Consider the following 20,064-nt stretch of genomic DNA (forward strand, 5'->3'; position numbering starts at 1 on the left):
GACACCGCCGCTCGCGGTGAACCAGATCATCTGAGATGACGAGCGAATCAGACCAGATCACTTGAGACGGGGGTCAGGTCGACAGAGACGGGACAGCGGCCAACTGAAGCACTCAGTCACCAGGTGTCCTGTGCCACCGAATCTTGAGCGGGAACCCGACTGTGAGGCGGGGGCGAGGGGAGGTGGGGCGCGGAACGTCCGCGTCAGATCGTGCGCCAAGCCCTCGGGATGCTGATCAACGCAGTGAGCGGGTAGGGCGTAGAGGACCAATCACCTCGCACTACTGCTGGACCCATCGGCCATGGGCAGCCCTCAAGCCGAGAGGGATTGCCACGGCAAGGATCGGCATAACAGCTGTTGCAACAAGGGGAGTGACATCGCCGTCCAGCGCCATAAGCAGCAGGGTGGCGAGGAGGAACAGCACGGCTACCAGGCCGAGAGAGAGGACTGCCACGCGCCCGATGGCCACCCTGCGGCGGTAGGGCTTACGGCCGAGCACAATCTCGACCTTGCGGTCAGCCCGAGAGGAGACCTCCATCGTCGCTCTGATGACTGCTCTACGAGCCCTGAAGGCGTGCATCACGGGCTCGTTCGAGCGTCTGGCGGCACCTCGCAGGTCCACGTCGGTGACGACGCCTACTGGGCGCCCCTGATCCAGGACAACCGCCCCACTCGCGCCCGAGCTCTCAATGTGGCGTCTAACCTCAGCCACATCTTCACTTGCGTCAACGGTTGGCATCTCACCCGCGAGCTCAGCCACTTCCACGCTGCTGGGGTCCCGCCCCTCGGCGATGGCGTTCACGATCTCGCGGTCCGTGATGAACCCTGTTATCAGTGTCTGGGTTGAGATCGCCAGCGCGCCTACCTGAAGCGCCCGGAGCATTTCGGAGGCCTCGACCAGCGAAGCATGGGCGTCGACGGTGGCAGAACCCCTTCGCATCACGTCACGCACCTTGGGCGCCTTGGGCATGGGCCACCTCCACTCCTTGCCCCCATCATGCGTCCCAATCTGCGAAAAGCCACCTGGGGCGCGGCCGAGCACTCGGCGATTTGATCACTAGTGTGGCCTGCATGTCCGAGTTCTTCGCATTTCTTGGCTTCTCGGTCCTCCTTATCTGCGGGACAGTCGCTTGGAAAGTTCTGATGAAGCCAGCGCGGGCTGCGTGGGGAGACTGGGCGGTGGGAGTCGAGCTGCTAGTCACCGCGAGCGGCGTCGTAGTGACCTCCCTACTGACGGAGGGGACGCCGTACGCAGCGGCTCGACTGCTTCTCCTGGTCGCGCTGGGGCTGGTCATCCTCAGTGTGGCCTTGGTCATGAATGTGTGTGGCTATGACGATGTAGGCGAGATGACCAAGAAGGGGATGATGTGCCTCAGTATTACGGGTGGCATCACCTTGGTGATGGTCTATTCCATCAACGATCATGTGGCCGGAGCCGCGACGCTCTGGCATCGACTGTTTGGGTGAGGATGCCGCCGACTATCAGCCGCACGCCAGCGGCTGGCGCGGCGCACGATCTGACGCGGACGTTCCGCGGCCCCGCCTCCGCTCGCTCCCGCCTCACAGTCGGGTCCCGCTCAAGTTTCGATGGCACAGGACACCAGGGGCCCAGAGGTCGGGTGCGTCAGCTTGGCGAGAAAATCGAACATATGGCCTAATTGCTGTCATGGAGCACGCCCCTCTTCCGCCCGACCTGATCGAACTCCAGGCGCACTGGCAGCGCACATACGCGGCGCTCGCCGTGCCGCGCCCCGCGCACGCCACCGAACTGCGCCGCCGCTTGCACGCGCTGTCCGGTCAATTGCTGTTTCACCCGTACTGGTCCAGCCCCCGCCGGTTGCCCGGCGCGCGGGTAGAGCTGCGGCGCCAGGCCCGGGCTCTGGGGCGGCTGCCGTGACACACCTGGTCCGACTCCAGTTCGCGACCGGCGGGCCGGCGGTTTCCGGGGTGTGGGCCGACGGTGCGACAGCCCGCCGGACCTGGCGGGACTGGGTCGGGCTCTACGGCAGCGACGAGAAGGTTGTCATCCGACTGACCGAGGACGCTGACGGGGACGAACGTGTCCTTATGGCCTGGGAGCGGGGGCGCGTCGTCGGGACGGGATCGGACGGCGGTCCCCGGTCCACGAGCTAGCGGGCCCGCATGCCGTTTGCTGAACCACCACCCCAGGTTCGGGTGTTCCTGCCTGATGGGCAGGAGCTACGAGGTCGGCTGCACGCCCGAGGACAGTTCGCCAGGGCAGGGTGGATGTACTGGGTAGCCCTGCCCATGTGGGCCGATGACCCCGACGCCGAGACCGTCGAGCCGCGCGAGTACCGCGTCTGGCTCACCCCTGACCAGGCGTCCCCCATCGACGGTGTTCGGTACGACGCCGTCCCCACCTACCCGTTGCGCCGCGAGGAGCCAACAGCTCAGGCAGCCGACCGGTGGGCGTGGAAGATCCAGTGGACCCCGGCCATAGGAGGTCGACCCGCCGCGCACATCGTGCACGTCTGGGACTGTGAGGAGGCGCCCCGGGACGCTGAGGAGCTGGACGTATTCGCCGCGCTTGAGGTACTGCGCCGCCCTGGCGCTGTGCCCTGTACCGAGTGCGGGGCGGATGTCGCACTCGGACCGCTGGCGTAGCCGGAACGAACCACATGTCCACCTGCGCGCACTCTCAACTCTGGAGCCCACCGGGGCGCCGAGCCCGGCGTCTTCCAGGAGCAGGCATTGCGCCCGGGCTTCCTCGGCGCCGCCTTCTTCAGGGTCTTCGAGGCAGTCTTCTCGGCGGGCGCCGTCTTCGTAGCCGCCTTGGCCGAGAGCGTGCGCTGTGGCAGTTTGACAAGAGTTGGTGCCCCGCTTCGGTGGGACACCAGGTGGTCAGAAGTGGGGGTTCTCAGTCGGCCGGTCGGCTTCGGTGGCGGCCTGGAGCAGCTCGGTGAGGTCGTCGGGTTCAGAGGAGCGCTGGTCGATCCACCACCCGGCGCGGGTGATGATGCGAGCGGCCTCCTCGGCCTCCGCCCACTCCGTCTCCGTGGTCTCGCCTTCGAGGACCAGGGCGGTGTAAGCGGCGGTCAGGACCTGGTGGCGACAGCGCACACTCCAGGCGACGGCCCGCTCGCTGCCCTCCAGAGGCGGCATCCGGTATTGCTCCGACCAGGCTTCGGATTCGGCCTGCTCTTCGGCTCGCCTGGCCTCCAGCCAGGCGGCCTTGTCCTGCTCGTCGCCTTCCCTCGCGGCCCGCCAGCAGCCGGTGCACTCCTGCTTGGCGAGCCACTCGGCGAAGCCCGCGCGACGATCGGCCGCCCGGTCGGACAGGCCGCGCTCGGCCTGGTGGCCGCAGGAGTGGGTGATCTGCCAGATGGTCTTCACGGCCATGTGAACTGCTCCTTACGGGAGTTGGGTTAGTGGTTGCGGGAGAACGCGATGCGCGGGTCGACCGGCCGGGTCACCGGAGCGGAGGCGGCGGGAGCGGGAACCGGCGCCTTGCCTGGGAGGCTGGCGCGAGCTGGGCTGGCGGCGAGCGCGGCGGCGCTGATGGGGAACTTGCCGTTGATGACGCCCTGACTGTGCTCGTGGCGTGCGGCTGTCACGGGTGCAGGGGGCCGACGTGCTGCTACGTCCTGGGCGAGGCGGGGCTGCACTGCGACCCGGAGGTCGGATCGGTGCATCGACAACGTGGCGTTGGCGACCTTTCCCAGGGCCTCGTCGCGGTCGGTGGTGACGGGCAGCGTGTAGATGCCCAGGTCCGGTTGATGCCGCCAGCCGTGTTCTTCCAGGATGAGTGGGCCGCCGAGCGCGGAGGAGCGGTCCCCTGTGGCCGCGATGATGCCGAGCTGCGGATGTTCGGCCAACGCGACGTCGGGTTCTGTGCGCGGGTGCCGATCATGGGCGGGAGCCGCGCCGGAGGCCAGTGCGGGGTCGAACGCGGCGTCCACGTCGACTTGGTAGCCGACTTTTTGTAGCAGTGCGACGGCCCGGGTGGCGCGGCCCTGGCTGTCGCGCTGTTGGTCGGCCAGTGCGTGCAGCGTCGGGTGGCCCGGGACGGGATGGAAGTCGAGACGCTTCAACATCCATGTGCTGGCGGCGAGTTGCTTGGGGTTCGCGGCGACGATGCCGTAGTCGGGGTGGTGGCCGACTGCGATGTCGGGACGCGAGTCGTGATCGGGGGCGGGCATGGCTGATCCATCCGGTGCGGGTGCGGGTGCGGGTGCGGGGAGCGGGGTGGTCGAGGGCCGGGATGGTTCTGCTGGTGCGGGACATGGCGTACTCCGAGGCGAAAAGGCGGTCAGCGACCGGGCACGGATGGGGGACGGGTGGACAGCAACGCGGGGCGTGAGGCCGAGGCCGCTGGCAGGTGTGCCGGGACTGTGCGCTGTGCCGCCGTCGGCGAGAGCGACAGAGCCACACTCACTCGTGACGAGGAAGCAGTCGGCGGGGCGGCCTGGGCTGCCCGGACCTGAGCTGTGTCGGGGCGGGCGGTATGGCGGTCGGCCAGGTCGCCGCGTATCGCTCGAACCTCGATCGCGTAGGAGTCGAGCTGCTCGGCGAGGTAGCGCAGACGGTCCGCGTAGTGGCGATCAGCCGTGTCGCCGAACCCCTCCCACCACTCGGCCGTCGTATCGAGGATCTCCACGACCCGCTGGAGAACGCCATCGGCGGGGGCTGTCAGTTCGCTCAGCGAGGCGACTACCTCGCTCGTGTGCGTCGATGCCTGGATGGACTGGGCCAGATGTCCGAGCCGGTCGCCGAGGCCCATTTCGTAGGCCCGGCTGGGAGACAGGCCCGAGTCCAGCAAAACGGGGTCGCAGGAAACCTCGAAGCCCTCGGACTGCAGCATGGCGAAGGCCCGGGTTACCGCCCGCCGTTGCTCGGCCGGGTCGGTCATGGCCGAGGGCAGCCGGTGGTAGTGCTCACCGAACACCACGGCAGGAACGAAGCCCGCACGGTGGAGCACCTCGTCGGCGACGCTCTCCTGAGCGAATCGTTTCGGCTCCGGTCGTGGTGGCAGGCCGAGTTGGTCCAGGCGCGCGTCGATGGCGGCGAGCACGCTTGGGACGCTGCCTCCGTGTTGGGCGTGGGGGCCGTCGGGTTCCGAGTCGTAGACGACTTCGTGGACGGCGGAGTCGTCAGGATGACTGCGGGTCACCAACCAGCTCTCGGGGTATCCGGGTGGGTGCTCGGTCGGTGGTTCCTGGGGTGGCGAGATGATCAGCGAACTCTCGTCGGGGAGTTGGGCGTGGATGATGTAGTCGCTGAGGCCGTACTCGATGGTGCACTCCAGGCCGCGCCGGCGAAGGGGCGTGGTGAGGTGGCTGTACCCGTGCTCCCGTTCCGGAACGTCGTCGGCGGTGTGAGGGAGAGAAGGTCCGTTGGCCCAGGCAGTGACGTGTGGGCCCTCCTGCTGGATGGTGACCAGGGGCAGATCAGCGTGCATGAGTGTTCTCCGTGGCCAGGCGTTCCAGCGGTTGACGGCATGAGGCGCGGGCGCGTGGGGCGGGTCGGGGTAGCGGCGTCCCACGGGGATCCGGTGATCGGCTGGTTCGGCCGCGTCGCAGATCGGTGCTAATAACGTCAGCGGGACCGGCGGGGGACCGGCGGATTCGGCACTGCGGGCGCGGACGGGGAAGCGGGCAGGACCGCGCGGTTGCCGGAGTCGGATCGAGCGAGGGCGACCTGGGCACGGTCGGTCTGCGAAAGCCGGTCGGCATCCATCCGGTTGGCCAGGTAGTCGGCTGCCCGAACGAGTGCCAGGCCTTGGAAGGACAGCTCGTCCGCGTGGTGCCAGCCTTCGGAGTTGCGGATCTCCTTGGCCCGGCTCTCGTAGAGCTGCAGTGAGCCGGGTTGCGAGCCCTCCATGAGTGCCATGACCTGGTCCCACTCGTGTTGGATCTGGCCTGCTCGTTCGAGGGTGGTGTCGATTCCGCGCAGCCGCCGGAGGTCGTCGCTGATCGGTCCTTCGACGTAGTCGGCACCATTGGCGGCGGCGCGGATGCCGGCCAGTATCTCGGGGCCGTGGGCGAGGAAGACCTCGACGTGTTTCCACGCCTCGGCGTCACGTTTCACTTTGCCGTCCGCATACTCCTCCTCGTAGGTGGGCCAGCCGTCGTGGTCGCAGAAGGAGTCCGAGACCGCGTCCCAGGCATCGGACGCCTGCCTGATGCCGACAGCGGCGGAGGCCAGTGCCGGGATGTGCTGGCGCCAGGCCAGGTGGTCGGTGCTCGCCGACGGCTGGGTTTCGTGGGAAGCGGGAGGGGTGGGCACGGTTGTCCTCGTTCCTGTGGCGGTGTTCACCGCGAACGCGGCTGTGAGCGGGCGGCGTTGGGTGAGAGGGGAGCGGGGGCCTCGCTCTGTCGGCCGATGGGAGTCCCGTGGACCGACACGGCGGGGGAGAGGCGGGCGGCTGCTGCCGTTCGACGCGAGCGGGAGTGGATCTCGTGGCCTACGTCCTGCGCTACGAGGTGCAGTTCCTCGCCGAGGTCGGTCAGGCGGTCGGTGAGGACGTCCAGCTCGACGGCACTGCCGCGGGCGTCGTGGGTGCGGCACCACTGTGAGGCGGTTTCGAGCATCTTGTGCAGCCGGGCCACCGCTCCGAAGTCCTCTGTGATCGCCTCGTGGAACAGCTCGGCGAACTCCTGGGGCCGGGCGGTGGCGAGACGCTCGTTCCAGTCGGCGGCCGGTGCGGCGGTTCCCTGACTCACGGCCGGGGCTCGCTGGTCTGCTCGCGGTACGGGTGATGTCATGCCCCAACTCCCTTCAGTAGCAGGCATGTTGGGTTAGGCAGCCATACGGGCGTCGGTGTCGAACAGTTCGCGTTCGGCCGGGTGAAGGATGTGCTGGGTGATGAAGCTGCGGCCTGCGACCTTCCACAAGCCCCGGCCCTTGGTCAGGGCGGAGACGGCTTGGGTCTCGACGCCGGTCAGGCCCAACAGGGAGGCGGCAGCGGCGAGTTGGTCGGGTTCCTGGCGGTAGATGATGCGGGTGGAGCAGTCGGCCAGGAGGCCCTCGGCCAGTACCCGGCCGCGTGAGCCGGCGTCGCCCGCGCTGAGCAGGTCGCTGAGGCGGTGGATGACCATGAGGTTGGCGATGCCGAGACCCCGGGAGAGCTTCCACTGGGACTGCATGCGCTCCAGCAGGCCGACGTGCCGCATCACCCGCCAGGCCTCGTCGTAGATCACCCAGCGTCGGCCACCGTCCGGGTCGGCGAGCGCGGACTCCATCCACGCGCTCGCGCAGGTCATCGCCAAGACCAAGGCGGTGTCGTCGCCGGAGCCGCCGAGACGGGACAGGTCGATGGACAGCATCGGGGTGGCCGGGTCGAAGGCCACCGTCGAGGGAGCGTCGAACATGCCACTCAGGTCGCCGTGCACCAGGCGGCGCAGGGCGTGCGCGAGATCCTGCGCGGCGAGCCCCATGCGTCCGGCCTCATCCCCGAGGGCTCGGTCGAGACGCTCGGGTGAGCCGAGGGCGTGCGCGATATCGCCGAGCAGCGGCACCGTGTTCCTGGTGTCGGCCTCGGCGACGACCAGATCAAGCGCGAGATCCAGGGCGGTGTGCTCCATCGGCATCAGATCGCGCTTCAGCACGGTACGGGCCAGGGCCGCCAGGAGCAGGAGGCGGCGCTTGCGGACCTCGGTCGACCAGTCGCTCTCGCTCACCGAGGTGGGCCGGGTTGGGGCGTCGAGGGGGTTGAGCCTGCCGGGGAGTCCTGGGCCGAGGGCGATGCTGTATCCGCCGAGGGCCTGGGCGACGGGCGTCCACTCGCCCTTGGGATCGCAGGGGACGTAGACCCGGTAGTCGTGGGCGATGGCCCGGGTGGCGATGGACTTGGCCAGCGCACTCTTGCCCATGCCGATGATTCCGGCCAGGACGGCGTTGGGGTTGGTGAAGCCATCGATCCGGCCGCTGCTGTAGAGGGAGAACGGGTCGTAGCAGAAGGCGGCTTCGGCGTGCACGTCCCTGCCGATGAAGATGCCTTCCGCGCCCAGGCCGCCCTCGGCGAGGAAGGGGTAGGCCCCGGACACGGTGGCGGTGGTCATCCGGTGGGCGGGCAGGTTGAGCTTGCCGCCGCGGGCGGAGGAGGAGCCGGGGCGTCCCGACGGCGGGTAGGTGGTCCGCAGTTGCGGGTCGAGGGTGTCCTCGGCGCGGTGCTTCGGCGGGGCGGTGGCGCGGCGGGCCTTGTGACGGGCGGCGGCGAAACCGGCGCGGGCGGCCCGCTGTTCGGCGCGTGTTGCCTTGCGGGGGACGAACAGGTGGGAGGCGCTGGCGCGGGTGCGGGGCATGAACGATTCTCCAGACGGAAAAAGGCGGGTCAGTGGCGGACGAGGCCGGTGAACGGTGTTTGCAGGTCGGCCGGGGTGGTGCGGCGGCGTACCAGGTGCGCGGCGCGCTGGTGGCGCTGGCAGATGGTCAACTCCGGTGCTCCTTCGGGCAGTTGGGCCTGCCACGCCTCGCGGTCGGGAGCCTTGCCGGAGTCCGGCCGGGGTGCCGAGTGGTAGGCGGTGTGGACGTGGTCGGCGGCCTGCCAGACGCGCGTGCGGGCGGCGTGGAGGTGGTCGCCCTCGGCCGGGACGAGGTGTCCGGTGCGGCAAGTGTGGGCGTCGAGGAGACCGTGCAGTGAGACGAGGTGGGCGTGCAGGGCGTCCAGTTCGGCGCGCGTGGTGACGAGGGGCCCGCCCGGGATGTTGAGCGCGCGGTGGAAGTCGAGCGCGGCGGTGGCGAAGGGCACGAAGTCCTGCGTGGTCGGGCCGGCGGTGCGGGACATGGGAGGGGTGCTCTTTCCGAGGGAGGGAAGCGCGCTGTCAGGCGGCGAGGGCGAGCGGCAGGGCGGCGGCGGTGAACGCTTCGGCCTGCTGCCAGGTGAGCGGCCGCAGGTCGAGCTGGGCGCCGACGGCCGCGGTCTCCACGACCGCGCAGGCGGAACGCAGTTCGTCCTCGTTGTCGGCGGAGACGGTCAGCAGGCCGGTCAGGGCGACGTCCGCGTGGCCCGCGATGAGCTGGCGCTCCCGGGACTTGATGTCCTGGTACTCGATCGAGTCGGCCTCGGAGTCGACCTGGCCGCGCCGGGCGCGCTCGGCGGCGTCCGCGATGACGCTGGCCTTCTTGCGCTGGACGTCTCGTAGGGCGGCGTCCAGTCCCTTCGGTTCGTACGACAGCGAGAGCGTGCGCCGGATCCCGGCGGTGAACAGGAGCTGGTGCAGGAAGCCTGCCGAGGTCTCGGTGCGGGGCCAGTTCTCCACCCAGTACGTGGCGTGGACGGCCGAGTCGGTCGCGATGTGGTCCGCCTTCTCGACGACCACGACGGGTCCGGCAGCGGCGGGCTCGGCCTCGGGACGCCCGGCGGTGGACCAACGGTCCAGGGCGGCAAGGGACTTGGGGTCGTACGCCGTCCGTACGACGGCCGCGATCTCGCGGGCGGTGAGCCAGCCGGTGGGGTTGAGCCCGGCGGTGCGTGCGGCCTGGTCGAAGGTCGAGGTCAGCTGCGCCAGGACGCTGAAGGACCCGGTCAGGCCGCCGCCGGCCTGGTTGATCAGACGCCGTGCGGCCTTCGCGTCCAGCGAGATCGCGACGTAGGCCTCGTGCGGTGCCGCCGCGGGGCCCGCACTCTGGATCAGCTCGCTGTAAATCCCGCCTGCCATCGGGGCGTTGGGTCGGCCGTGTCCCTCCCAGTAGCGGCGCAGGGCGTCGCCGGAGTCCGGGACGGTGCGCTCGATCACCTGGATCCGGGCGATGTGGCCGGTGCGGGCCAGCGCGGCCAGCGCCCGTCCCCAGCCGGCGACGTTGGCGTTCTGGGTGCCCGGGTCAAGGAGCGCGTAGGCGCGGGCGGAGACCTTGACGACGGCGGTCAGGGTGCCGGTGTGGGGGTTGTGGACGGCGCCGTAGCGGCGGTCGGGGGCGGTGACCACCCGCAGGCTGGCCGCAGTACCGGGCAGGTGGAGGAGCCCTTCGCGGACCGGGCGGCGGGAGGGCCGGGTGAGCCAGATGAGCTGGCCGCGCATCCGGCGTAGGACGTAGCGGGTGGCGATCGGGGCCCAGTCGGCCAGGGTGCGGCCTCGGTGGCGGACGAAGACGAACAGGGCGATGGCGGCCCAGAGGGGGATGAGTTCGAGAGCGCCGGCCACGCCTCGGGTGAGGATCACGGCGAGCAGGAGGAGGCCGGTGAGAGTGACGGCGATCAGTTGCGGGGCGGTGAGGCCGAGCAGGATGCCGCGCCTGCTGCGGTGCGGGAACTTCACGGTGGCCGTGGTGACTTGGGGCTTGTCGGGCATGGTGGTTCCAGACGGTGGGAGCGGGCGGGGAGCGAGGCGCGCGGCGCTCTTCTGGTGGTGGAGGTCATGGCAGGACTCCGTATCTGGTGATCGGCGGTGCGGGGTGAGGGGGCGGGCTGTGAGTGCAGCCCGCCCCCTGTCGGTGAGTTGGTCAGGACTCCGACGGCGGCTGGGTGGGGTACACCCAGTTCGTCGGTGTCGGTGAACCAGCTGCCGACGGATCGGCGGAGGGCGGCGGTGGGGCAGGCGACGCGCTTCCGGCGCGGGTCATGCTGCCGCTCGGAGCCGACGCGTCGGCGAACTGACCGTCCGGGGCGCCTCCTTCGGACCCTCCGGAGTCGTCCCCGCCGGGGCGGGTGATGAGCGGCGGGATGCCGGGGCGCTGGATCAGGGCTCGGCCCTTGTCGCCGGAGGCGTTGGGGTCCTCCCCGTACCGGAACCGGGTCTGCGGCTTGGGCGGACCGCCGTCGATGCCCTCCCTGCTGAGGTTGCCGCCGGAGGGGTTGATCCCGGAGGCGACACCGTCGCTGCCCGCGCCGGGGACCTCACTGGGACCCTGCGGAGCAGGGGCGCCGGTCCTCGTCTGCATCGCCAGAGTGCTGGCGGTCTTCGCGGCTCCGGCGGCGACCGCCAGGCCGGCCACGCCGGTGCGGTGCACGTCGTCGTGGCCGCCGCCGTCGCTGGCCCAGTGGACGAACTTGTAGGTGGCGTACGGGCACAGCAGGACCAGCACCATCACGACGATGCCCGCCATCGCGTCGGACAGCGCGGCCATGCCATCGCTCGCATCGGACTTGCCCATCGCCGAGACGCCGATCAGGAAGACGACGGTCATCAGGAGTTTCGAGACGACCAGCGTGGCGGTGGCCTCGATCCAGCCGCGCCGCCATCGCTTGGCGACCTCCCAGCCGCCGCCCGATCCGGCGAACACCGCGAGCGCGACCAGGACCAGGACACCGACCTTCCGGGCGACCATCACCCCCCAGTACATGAACCCGCCGATCGCACACCCGAGGGCGACCAGGGAGGGCACGCCCCAGCCCAGGCTGTACATCGCCCCCAGTTCGCTGACCTTCACCACACGCCGGACCGCGTCGTCGACCGAGGTGTTGGCCGCCTGGAACAGACCGTCGGACAGAGCGTCGACCACGGTGACCGCGACGGAGGTGAAGGCGACGGCGCAGAACGAGAACAGGACCCCGGTCATCGTGCCGATCGCCGCCTGGGCGAGGGCGCGTTCGTCGCGCCGCCAGGCCGCGGACATCAACTGGATGCAGAACGTGCCGACGGTCAGCGCGAGCCCGATGGGCAGCAGGAGTTCGTAGTTGTCCCGGAACCAGCCGGCGTTGAGATCGATGGCGGTGGTCTCGTCGACGGCCTTCGCGGCGAGATCCGCAGCGCTGGCGGCGAGTTGGCCCGCCGACTTCGCGATCCATGCTCCGATGCCGTCGGTGACGGTCCCGGCGGGGTTGGTGGCGAAGTCGACAGCACCGCACACCTTGTCCATCAGCGGGTAGTCGCAGACGCTCATGGCGCTACCTCCTTTCCGGAAATAGGGGTCAGGGCGCGACGGACGGCATGACGCCGGCCAGGGCGCAGGAACGGGAGGGACGGCACTGGACCGCGAGCGTGGTGACACGGCTCTCCGCACCGCCGGCGGGCGAGCCGTTCCAGGCGATCGACTGCTTGCCGGAGACGGTCACGGCGTAGACGTACGCCTGCGTGATCGTTCCGGGGTCCGCCTGGAGTGCCTGGGTGAAAGAGTCCGGGAAGTGCCCCTCGTTCACGGCGGCGGTGGCGAACTGGCCGTTGGCGGCCATCTCCTTCCACAGCACGGCCGAGGGAACGACCGCGTCGACCGAAGCGGCATCGGAGTACCGGGACTCGGAGGTCAGCCACCCGTGCAGCGCGGCCAGCAGCTCAGCCCGGGAGTACGTGCGGGTGTCGTAGGACCACAGCGCTACGGCGGCGGCCTTCCCGAACACGACCGGATCGCGGGTCTCCGGCGGGACCGGGAGGACGTGCTGGTGCGCGCTCGGGGAGGACGACCCGGACAGCGAAGCGGCCGAGGAAGAGGGAGCGGCCGAATGCGCCTGCGTGGCAGGGGAGTTGGAGGTCTCCCTGCTGTCACGGGTGAGGTAGGCGGCCAGGCCGGCGAGGGCGACGAGGACCACCAGGACGGCGGTGCCGAGCAGCGCCCGGCGGCGCACGCGGGAGGCGCCGCCGGGGTTCGCGGAGTGGGCAGGCATCAGTGGACCTGCGTCCCCAGCGTGCTGAAGAACGCGACCACGCCGTTCGCGGCACCCAGCAAGAGGGCGGCGAGGGCGCACACCAGCACGCCCTTCTTGCCGTTGGCCTCGGCCTGGTGACCGCCGGTGTAGTGGCCCCCTGCCCACACGCCCGCGCTCACGGCGAGCGCGCCGACCACGGCGATGATCCCGAACAGGTTGACCGAACCGATCACCTGCTTGAGGACGGAAAGGCCCGGCAGCCCGCCCTCGTTCGGCTTGATCCCGGGGTCGTAGGCGAGCTGGACGACCTTGTCGGCGAGAAACATTCAGAACTCCAGTTCGATTCAATGCATGCCAAAGCCCGCGAGGGCAAAGCGGCGGTAAGAGAAAAGGGGGAGGGGAAGTGCCGGTCAGACGACTCGGCGGGCCGCGAGAATCTGCGGCTTCCAGGACGCGAGGGTCGCGATACGGACCACGTCGCCGGTGTGCGGGGCGTTGATGATCAGGCCCTGGCCGATGAACATGCCGACGTGCTCGGGGACTTGGGCCGTTCCCTCAGTGAAGACGAGGTCGCCCGGCTCAAGGGCGTCGACGGATACCGGCTTGCCCTCCTTGACCTGTGTGTACGTCGTCCGCGTCAGGGTGAGCCCGGCGGCCTTGTACGACTGCTGCATCAGGGAGGAACAGTCGCAGCGGCCCATGGGGTTCGACCCGTGGGAGTTGGTGCAGCTCCCGCCCCACTGATACGGAGTGTTGAGCTGGCCCAGTGCCCAGCGGATCGCCGTCCGGACCTTCGCCGGGGCGTCGGCGGGGATCTTGTAGTCGGCCGGCACCGCGCCGGCGGGGATGGTTCCGAAGTCGGTCCCGTCTCCGTCAGCCGTGCAACTGCCTGCGGTAGTGGGCGAATTGCTGCCGGTGTCGGCCGAGGCGGATGCCGACGCGTTCGCTGACGCGCCGCTGGCCGTCGGCAGCAGGGGCGCGATGGCCTGCTGCAAGGCGGTGGCCAGGGGCTCCCACTTGGCGTACGCATCCCGGAAGCCGGACCTCTGCACCGCCTGGGCGGCCTGGGTGACCGAGAGGGACTGCCAGCCCGAGACCTTCTCCAGCGCCTCGTAGAACTTCGTCGCGGAATGCACTGGGTCGAGGATCTCGTTCGCGGTGCCCCAGCCCTGCGACGGACGCTGCTGGAACAATCCCAGCGAATCACGGTCGCCGTAGGTGAGGTTGCGCAGGCGGCTCTCCTGGAGCGCGGTGGCCAGGGCGACGATCTGCCCGCGGGTCGGGATGTTCATCGCGACGCCGGTGGCCTGGATCGTCTTGGCGTTGGGCACCTGCTCGGCCGGATCGTCCAGTCCCGCCACGGAGACGGTCTCCTGTGTGTCGCCGTCCAGGATCGCCTTCACCTGAGCGGCGACGGCCGAGGTGTCCACAGTCTGTGCGCCGCTGGTCGAGCAGGAGGCCGAAGCCGTTCCGGCGCCGACGGCGAGGATCGGAACGGTCAGCAGCAGCGAACCGGACCCGATGAGACCGACGACGGCCCCGGTGGTCTTCTTCATCACCGCCGCCGTTCACCGAGACGGTGATGTCGGCCGGGCCGTGGTGCTGGGTCGGGACGCGGGGGTATCAGGGCATGCTGCATCGCAGTGGCTCCTCGTGGTTCGCAGGAGGCGCGGTGCCGACTTCTCGTGCAAGGCCGTCGGCACCGCGCCGATGTGAATCCGCCTCCAGGGCGGGCCCGGGTCAGGGGAGTTGGTAGCTCCCGGACACCGGTCTCGGGTCACGCGCGGCAGCCGGCCGCGCTCGTAATCTCAGGTGGTACACCGGTCTCCTCACGGCTTGCGGAACGAAGAGCCCAACATGCCTTCCGCGTAGCTCTGTTGGACGAGACGACACGGATAAGCACAGGTCAGCGGAGGCGGAGCAGGGCTCCGTCCGGGTGACTTGGCGAGACAGTAGACGGGGATTCCGGCCGCACCAAACAGCTCTCAGGCTCGGCCCCGGAGCGGGGAGTGGTTCTTTGGGCGCGGCCGGAAATCGCGGCTACCGTCCGGCGCAACCCCGCCCCGAACGAACGCTGTTGAGCGCGGTCCGGAGTGGGTCGAGTCCCGCCGTGCCCTGAAAGAGGCCCTCCCCATGAGCTACACGCTGCACCGAGGCGACGCCCTCACCGTGCTCAAGACCCTCCCGGACGAGAGCGTCAACGCCGTCATCACCGACCCGCCCTACAACTCCGGCGGGCGCACGAGTTCGGACCGCACCGGCCGTACGGCGCGCGCCAAGTACGTCACCAGCAACAGCGCGCACGACCTGCAGAACTTCCCCGGGGAGAACCGCGACCAGCGGAGTTACCGGAGCTGGCTGACCGCCCTGCTCACCGAGGCGTACCGGGCCTCCACCGAACACGCGGTCGCCGTCGTCTTCTCGGACTGGCGCCAGGAGCCGACCACGTCCGACGCCCTGCAGATGGCGGGCTGGACCTGGAGCGGCACCATCCCGTGGATCAAGCCCGCCAGTCGGCCTCGCAAGGGCGGGTTCAAGCAGTCGGCCGAGTTCATCACCTGGGGCGTCAAGGGCAGTCTGGCCAAGGACCGCGACCTGTATCTCCCCGGTCACTTCATCGCCTCCCAGCCCCGCAAGGACCGGATGCACATCACTCAGAAGCCGGGCGAGGTGATGCAGCAGCTCGTGCAAATCTGTCCCGAGGGCGGCACCGTCCTTGATCCGTTCACCGGCAGCGGCTCCACGGGAGTCGCGGCCCTGCGCGAGGGCCGACGGTTCGTGGGGGTCGAGCTGTCGTCGCACTACGCCGCCGTCGCCGAGCGGAGGCTCCAGGCGGAGTTGACCCAGGAGGACTTCGTCCTGGCCGGACCGGAGGCGTGAGCATGAGCTCCAGAAGAGCGGGCCTGGCAGAGCGCATACCGATGGGTGGCCGGAGCATCGGACTCGCCGACGCTCCGGCCACCCATCGCTGTACCTTCTCCTCGTGCGGCGTGAGGACTTGGTCGGAGAGATGGGCTGATGAGGACGTGCTGCAGGCAGAAGGTCTGCTGCGACGAGAGCCCCGACCTCACGCTGAGTGCGCCGCGATCCGGCTACGCTTGCAGGAGATCACCGGCCAGTCTCAAGACGGAAGCGTCAATGCACTCCTCCAGCGGCGTCTCGACGACGCTCGCCCATTGGTGGTCGTTCTGCAACTCTGCACCGAGAAGGACGTTGTGTGACCAGCACATACGGGACAGCTCCAGCCGTCACTGTCCAGGGGGTCGCCTCAGTCAACTCCGCAGAGAACGTCAAGGCGCTCGAGTGCCAGATCGCGACCCTTCACGAGGTTACTCTGAACGAGAACGCGAACGTCATGCCCGTGTCCCTTCAGCGCCGACGTGGCCGCTGACAAACCGCGTTCGTGCCGCGGCGCGTAAAGACTCGCTGGCCGTGCCAGACGACGGATTTTGGGTCGAGGGGGGCGCCGTGGCTGGCCGTGTGAGGCGTTTGTCGCCTCTCCAGCTACACTACGGGCCGCGTATCGCTGGGACACCTGATCCCCAAGGCGGACTGCGGAGCTCCCGGACGTGATGAGCCATTCCACGAAGCCACAGCACGAGCAGTGGTTTGTGAGAGTTCGGCGGTTGTCTATCTGTGCCCGACGTAGCGCGATGAGTGCGCTCACTAGTTCATCAACGGTCTTGGAGGACTCTGGCACGATCGCCTGGCCACTTCGAGCCGACACATTCGGCGGTATTGCTACGGGATAATGGCCTGGTGTCGTAAGTGCGATGCGGTAAGACGGTAGTGGCAATCCAGAGCGCGTAAGGATCCGCAGGCCAGCGGCCTTCGACCTGTGCGACTCGAACGATGAGAGGGAGGCGCGGGTGGCACGACTGACCCTGCCCCAGTTGGAGCGGCACCTGTTCGCAGCGGCGGACATTTTGCGGGGCAAGATGGACGCTGCGCAGTACCAGGAATACATCTTCGGGATGCTGTTCCTGAAGCGCGCATCCGACCAGTTCGATGTCGTCCACGCCCAGGTCATTGAGCAGCGGTTGCGTGCCGGCGACTCTCGGAGCAGGGCGGAGATGGTTGCTGAGGCGAAGGGATATTACCCCAGCAATCAGTTCTTCGTTCCAGAGCGCTCCCGGTGGTCCTACATCGCCGATCATGCTCGCGAGGCGAACCCCGGCGACCTGCTGAACAAGGCCCTCGGCGAGTTGGGAGATCACAACTCGCTCGCCCTTGGCGGAGTGCTGGATCACATCGACTTCACCCGCAAAGTCGGCAACTCACCGCTCAGTGCCACCGCGGTGCGGGATCTGATCGACCACTTTGGCCGCTACCAGCTACGCAACGAGGACTTCGAGTTCCCCGACCTGCTGGGCCATGCTTACGAGTACCTCATTCGCGAGTTCGCTGATGAGGGCGGCAAGAAGGGGGGCCAGTTTTACACACCCCGGTCCGTGATCCGCATGATGGTCCGCCTCGTGGAGCCTCAGGAGGGTCACTCGGTCTATGACCCGTGCTGTGGCTCTGGCGGCATGCTGATCCTCGCTAAGGAGTACGTCGAGGAGCACGGCCAGGACGCATCGACGCTTGCTGTGTACGGGCAGGAGGAGAACGGGAGCGCCTGGGCGATGGCCCGGATGAACATGCTCCTCCACGGCATGACTGGCGAGGGCATCGCGCACGGCGACACTCTCGCCGATCCCAAGCACGAGGATGCGCAGGGCGAACTCCTTCGCTTCGACCGCGTTCTCACCAACCCGCCCTTCGCGCAGAATTACAGGCGCAAGGGCATGCCGCACCCCGAACGCATGGCATATGGATGGGCTCCAGAATCGGGCAAGAAGGCCGACTTGATGTTCATCCAGCACGTGCTGACGGTGCTCGAACCAGATGGCGTTGCGGCCTCCGTCATGCCTCATGGAGTGCTGTTCCGGGATGGCGAGGAAGCCAAGATCCGGCAGCAGATGATCGAGAAGCACCGCCTGGAAGCGGTGATCGGCGTCGGCCCGAACATCTTCTACGGCACGACCATCCCCGCCTGCATTCTGGTGTTGCGCGGCTCGGACGGTCTGCCTGAGAACAAGCGCGGCGGTGTGCTATTCATCAACGCTGACCGTGAGTTCACGTCGGGACGTGCCCAGAACACCGTCGACCCACAGCACGAGGAGAAGATCGAGACCGCCTTCCGTGAGCGAAAGGATATCGAAGGTTTCGCTCGTGTCGTCCCCTATAAAGAACTGAAAGATAACGGCTACGACCTCAACATCCGCCGCTACGTGGACAACTCCCCGCCGAGAGAACCGCAGGACGTACGGGCCCATCTGCACGGCGGTGTACCGAAGGCAGAGGTCGCAGCCAAGGCCAAGTTGTTCGAGGCGTATGGCGTTGATATGGCGAAGCTCTTCAAGGAGCGGGATGCCGAGTACTACGATTTCCCGGATGCCGGACTTGAGATGACGGTCGGCGACATCTCATCGCTTGCGGCACAACACGAGCGAGGACTCTGGGAGGCATACAGCGAATGGTGGGGCGCGCACGCGAAGCACCTTGTAGCCCTAGGGAGGGAACCCGAGCTCGTCTTGGATAAGAGCGGCGAGCTGATGAGGACGCGCGCCGAACTGCTAACGACCTTCACTAGAGACCTGCTGCCGGTAGGTGTGCTCAATCGTTTCCAACTCTCCGGCGTGATCGCTACTTGGTGGTTCGAGGTCCAGTACGACCTCAAGAGTTTGGTCGGACAAGGGTTCCAAGGAGTCGTTGAGCGTTGGGTGGCTAATATTGAGTCAGCCTTTGAGGAGCCGGAAGATGCGGACGCCAAAACGCTGGCGCGTCTACGAGCTGGCCAGCGCAAAGCGAGAGGCCACCGGCTGGTGCCAGCATTGATCCCCGAATACGTGGAGCAGCTAGAAGCCGGAGAGGCGCTGGTCGCCAGACTGGATGCCAAAATCAAGACCGGTACACCCAAGAAGGCGACCGCTGGCGGCGACGAAGGCGACGATCCGGAGCAGGACCCGGAAGAGATTCTCAGCGGGATGGAGCTACGTAAACTTCGGGCTGAATTGAAGACTGCCAAGGAGGAGGTGAAGCAACTGCGGGCCGCTTTCATTGATAAATTGAAGAAGGCGGCGGCAGCGCTTTCAGTCGGGGAAGCGCAAGAAATGGTTCTCGCCTTCCTGGACGACGACTTGCGGTCAAGGGTGGACCGTCTCGTGGCGCAGGGACGTCAGGAATTGATCGTGGCGTATCGAAACTGGGGCAGCAAGTACGCGGTCACGCTCGCGAACCTGGAGCAGCAACGTGATGCTTCCTCTGAGCGACTGGCAGGATATCTGAAGGAGCTGGGATATGCGTGACCGGACGCCTGTCGCGGAGGTGAATGGCCGGACGATGCGCAGCCTCGGTAGCTTTTCATCGCGCATCACCCAGCGCAATTTCAGCAATGATCGAAACGTATTGACGATCTCGGCCAAAGATGGTCTCGTGAGTCAAGATGATTTCTTTAACAGGCAGGTAGCGAGCGTAGACCTTTCGCAATATTATCATCTTCATCGTGGAGACTTTGCCTACAATAAGAGCTACTCGGCCGGTTACCCCGCTGGTGTGGTGCGGCAGCTTGAACTGCATGATTCGGGGGTGGTCTCCCCGCTCTACATCTGCTTCCGCGTGGATCCTGGCATCGCAGATCCAGATTTCGTTTCATACTATTTCGAGTCAGGAATCTTGAACGACGCAATCCTGAATATCGCGAAAGAGGGAGCACGAAACCATGGCCTTCTCAATGTAAGAGTTAAGGACTTCTTCTCGCTGGAGCTATCGCTTCCTGATATTGTCGAACAGCGGAAAATCGCGGAGGTCCTCGCTACTGTAGACCGGCACATCTCTCACTGTGAGGCAGTGTTGCCAAAGATTGCGGCCATCCGCGATCAAGTAATTGAAAAATTGCTTTTCGAAGCCCTTGAGTTCGCGCCGCGTGCTCGGCTCGAAGAGGTTGCTTCAGTTGAGCGTGGCCGGTTCTCGATCCGTCCCCGTAATGATCCAGATTACTATGGAGGGCCACATTTTTTCATTCAGACGGGTGACGTAGTGAGGGCGCAGGGAGGGCTGATTGAGGACGCTGCCCAGACCCTCAACCAGCGTGGCCTGTCGGCGAGCCGAGAATTCCCGAAGGGGACGGTCGCTGTGACAATTGCCGCAACTGTCGGTGCGACAGCGATTCTGGGAGAGAAGATGTGTTTCCCTGACAGTGTGGTGGGTGTCGTCGCTCGGGATGGCTTTGAGCCCCGCTTTTTGGAGAGGTGCATTAATAGGGCGCGGCATGTTTTGGAGAGACTGGCTCCACAGAGCGCGCAGAAGAACATTAACTTGCAGGATATCCGACCTCTGAAGATTCCGCGAGTTGATTTGGGGACCCAACGCAGAGTTGTTTCCATTTGGGATGAATTTGAAGTTCAGAGAGCTGTAGCTCAACGTGAACTGAGGAAGATTCGCGCGCAAAAGCAGGCACTCATGGACGACCTCCTCATCGGCCGTGTACGGGTGCCTGTCAGTGCCGAGCGGTAGCCTCGACCGACCAGGTGACGCGCCGG

General features: G+C 67.4%; 20 protein-coding genes. 7 read left to right on the plus strand and 13 right to left on the minus strand.

Annotation, left to right across the window (positions count from 1 at the left end; translation table 11 throughout):
• Positions 1-280 precede the first annotated feature (280 nt).
• Positions 281-970 carry a cyclic nucleotide-binding/CBS domain-containing protein gene (locus tag ACFWP5_RS25010; RefSeq protein ID WP_384160609.1) on the minus strand — a complete coding sequence of 230 codons (690 nt, stop codon included), beginning with the start codon at positions 968-970 and terminating at the stop codon, positions 281-283.
• 101 nt (positions 971-1,071) lie between these two features.
• Between ACFWP5_RS25010 and ACFWP5_RS25015 the strand changes: the two genes are divergently transcribed.
• The 4 genes from ACFWP5_RS25015 to ACFWP5_RS25030 all read left to right on the plus strand — a co-directional run bounded on the left by ACFWP5_RS25015 (position 1,072) and on the right by ACFWP5_RS25030 (position 2,625).
• The gene (locus ACFWP5_RS25015; protein ID WP_384160612.1) at positions 1,072-1,467 is read left to right on the plus strand and encodes a hypothetical protein; all 396 of its coding nucleotides are present in this window, start codon (positions 1,072-1,074) and stop codon (positions 1,465-1,467) included.
• A gap of 199 nt (positions 1,468-1,666) precedes the next feature.
• Positions 1,667-1,897 (plus strand): hypothetical protein, encoded by a 231-nt coding sequence (locus ACFWP5_RS25020; protein WP_384160615.1) that lies wholly within the window; start codon positions 1,667-1,669, stop codon positions 1,895-1,897.
• Positions 1,894-2,133 (plus strand): hypothetical protein, encoded by a 240-nt coding sequence (locus tag ACFWP5_RS25025; RefSeq protein ID WP_384160616.1) that lies wholly within the window; start codon positions 1,894-1,896, stop codon positions 2,131-2,133. The genes ACFWP5_RS25020 and ACFWP5_RS25025 overlap by 4 nt, the downstream gene beginning before the upstream one ends.
• Positions 2,134-2,247: 114 nt before the next feature.
• Positions 2,248-2,625, plus strand: coding sequence for a DUF6233 domain-containing protein (locus ACFWP5_RS25030; protein WP_384160619.1), 378 nt, complete (start codon positions 2,248-2,250; stop codon positions 2,623-2,625).
• Between the two features lie 237 nt (positions 2,626-2,862).
• Here the strand turns inward: ACFWP5_RS25030 and ACFWP5_RS25035 are convergent, their stop codons facing one another.
• The 12 genes from ACFWP5_RS25035 to ACFWP5_RS25090 all read right to left on the minus strand — a co-directional run bounded on the left by ACFWP5_RS25035 (position 2,863) and on the right by ACFWP5_RS25090 (position 14,037).
• Positions 2,863-3,360 carry a hypothetical protein gene (locus ACFWP5_RS25035; protein WP_384160622.1) on the minus strand — a complete coding sequence of 166 codons (498 nt, stop codon included), beginning with the start codon at positions 3,358-3,360 and terminating at the stop codon, positions 2,863-2,865.
• 26 nt (positions 3,361-3,386) lie between these two features.
• Positions 3,387-4,160 carry a hypothetical protein gene (locus ACFWP5_RS25040; RefSeq protein WP_384160625.1) on the minus strand — a complete coding sequence of 258 codons (774 nt, stop codon included), beginning with the start codon at positions 4,158-4,160 and terminating at the stop codon, positions 3,387-3,389.
• A gap of 110 nt (positions 4,161-4,270) precedes the next feature.
• The gene (locus tag ACFWP5_RS25045; RefSeq protein WP_384160626.1) at positions 4,271-5,419 is read right to left on the minus strand and encodes a hypothetical protein; all 1,149 of its coding nucleotides are present in this window, start codon (positions 5,417-5,419) and stop codon (positions 4,271-4,273) included.
• A gap of 137 nt (positions 5,420-5,556) precedes the next feature.
• Positions 5,557-6,246, minus strand: a complete 690-nt coding sequence (locus tag ACFWP5_RS25050) for a hypothetical protein (RefSeq protein ID WP_384160630.1) — start codon at positions 6,244-6,246, stop codon at positions 5,557-5,559.
• Between the two features lie 26 nt (positions 6,247-6,272).
• Positions 6,273-6,683 carry a hypothetical protein gene (locus ACFWP5_RS25055; RefSeq protein WP_384160633.1) on the minus strand — a complete coding sequence of 137 codons (411 nt, stop codon included), beginning with the start codon at positions 6,681-6,683 and terminating at the stop codon, positions 6,273-6,275.
• A 75-nt stretch (positions 6,684-6,758) separates the two neighbouring features.
• Entirely contained in the window at positions 6,759-8,264 is a 1,506-nt protein-coding gene (locus tag ACFWP5_RS25060; protein WP_384160636.1) for an ATP-binding protein, read from the minus strand.
• 29 nt (positions 8,265-8,293) lie between these two features.
• A complete protein-coding gene (locus ACFWP5_RS25065; protein ID WP_384160639.1) occupies positions 8,294-8,746 on the minus strand; it encodes a DUF6238 family protein in 453 nt (150 codons plus the stop codon).
• A gap of 37 nt (positions 8,747-8,783) precedes the next feature.
• Positions 8,784-10,250 carry an SCO6880 family protein gene (locus ACFWP5_RS25070; protein WP_384160642.1) on the minus strand — a complete coding sequence of 489 codons (1,467 nt, stop codon included), beginning with the start codon at positions 10,248-10,250 and terminating at the stop codon, positions 8,784-8,786.
• A gap of 151 nt (positions 10,251-10,401) precedes the next feature.
• A complete protein-coding gene (locus ACFWP5_RS25075) occupies positions 10,402-11,781 on the minus strand; it encodes an ATP-binding protein (protein WP_384160644.1) in 1,380 nt (459 codons plus the stop codon).
• A gap of 28 nt (positions 11,782-11,809) precedes the next feature.
• Positions 11,810-12,499, minus strand: coding sequence for a hypothetical protein (locus tag ACFWP5_RS25080; protein WP_384160647.1), 690 nt, complete (start codon positions 12,497-12,499; stop codon positions 11,810-11,812).
• A complete protein-coding gene (locus tag ACFWP5_RS25085; RefSeq protein WP_384160650.1) occupies positions 12,499-12,807 on the minus strand; it encodes a DUF6112 family protein in 309 nt (102 codons plus the stop codon). The genes ACFWP5_RS25080 and ACFWP5_RS25085 overlap by 1 nt, the downstream gene beginning before the upstream one ends.
• A gap of 84 nt (positions 12,808-12,891) precedes the next feature.
• Entirely contained in the window at positions 12,892-14,037 is a 1,146-nt protein-coding gene (locus ACFWP5_RS25090; protein WP_384160653.1) for a C40 family peptidase, read from the minus strand.
• Between the two features lie 577 nt (positions 14,038-14,614).
• Between ACFWP5_RS25090 and ACFWP5_RS25095 the strand changes: the two genes are divergently transcribed.
• The 3 genes from ACFWP5_RS25095 (at position 14,615) to ACFWP5_RS25105 (ending at position 20,038) form a co-directional block, all read left to right on the plus strand.
• Entirely contained in the window at positions 14,615-15,361 is a 747-nt protein-coding gene (locus tag ACFWP5_RS25095; RefSeq protein ID WP_384160656.1) for a DNA-methyltransferase, read from the plus strand.
• A gap of 989 nt (positions 15,362-16,350) precedes the next feature.
• Complete coding sequence (locus ACFWP5_RS25100; protein ID WP_384160659.1) at positions 16,351-18,831, plus strand: N-6 DNA methylase; 2,481 nt, start codon at positions 16,351-16,353, stop codon at positions 18,829-18,831.
• A complete protein-coding gene (locus ACFWP5_RS25105) occupies positions 18,824-20,038 on the plus strand; it encodes a restriction endonuclease subunit S (protein ID WP_384160662.1) in 1,215 nt (404 codons plus the stop codon). Before ACFWP5_RS25100 ends, ACFWP5_RS25105 begins: the two co-directional genes overlap by 8 nt.
• Positions 20,039-20,064 lie beyond the last annotated feature (26 nt).

The organism is Streptomyces sp. NPDC058469, from assembly GCF_042721125.1.
Lineage (GTDB): Bacteria > Actinomycetota > Actinomycetes > Streptomycetales > Streptomycetaceae > Streptomyces.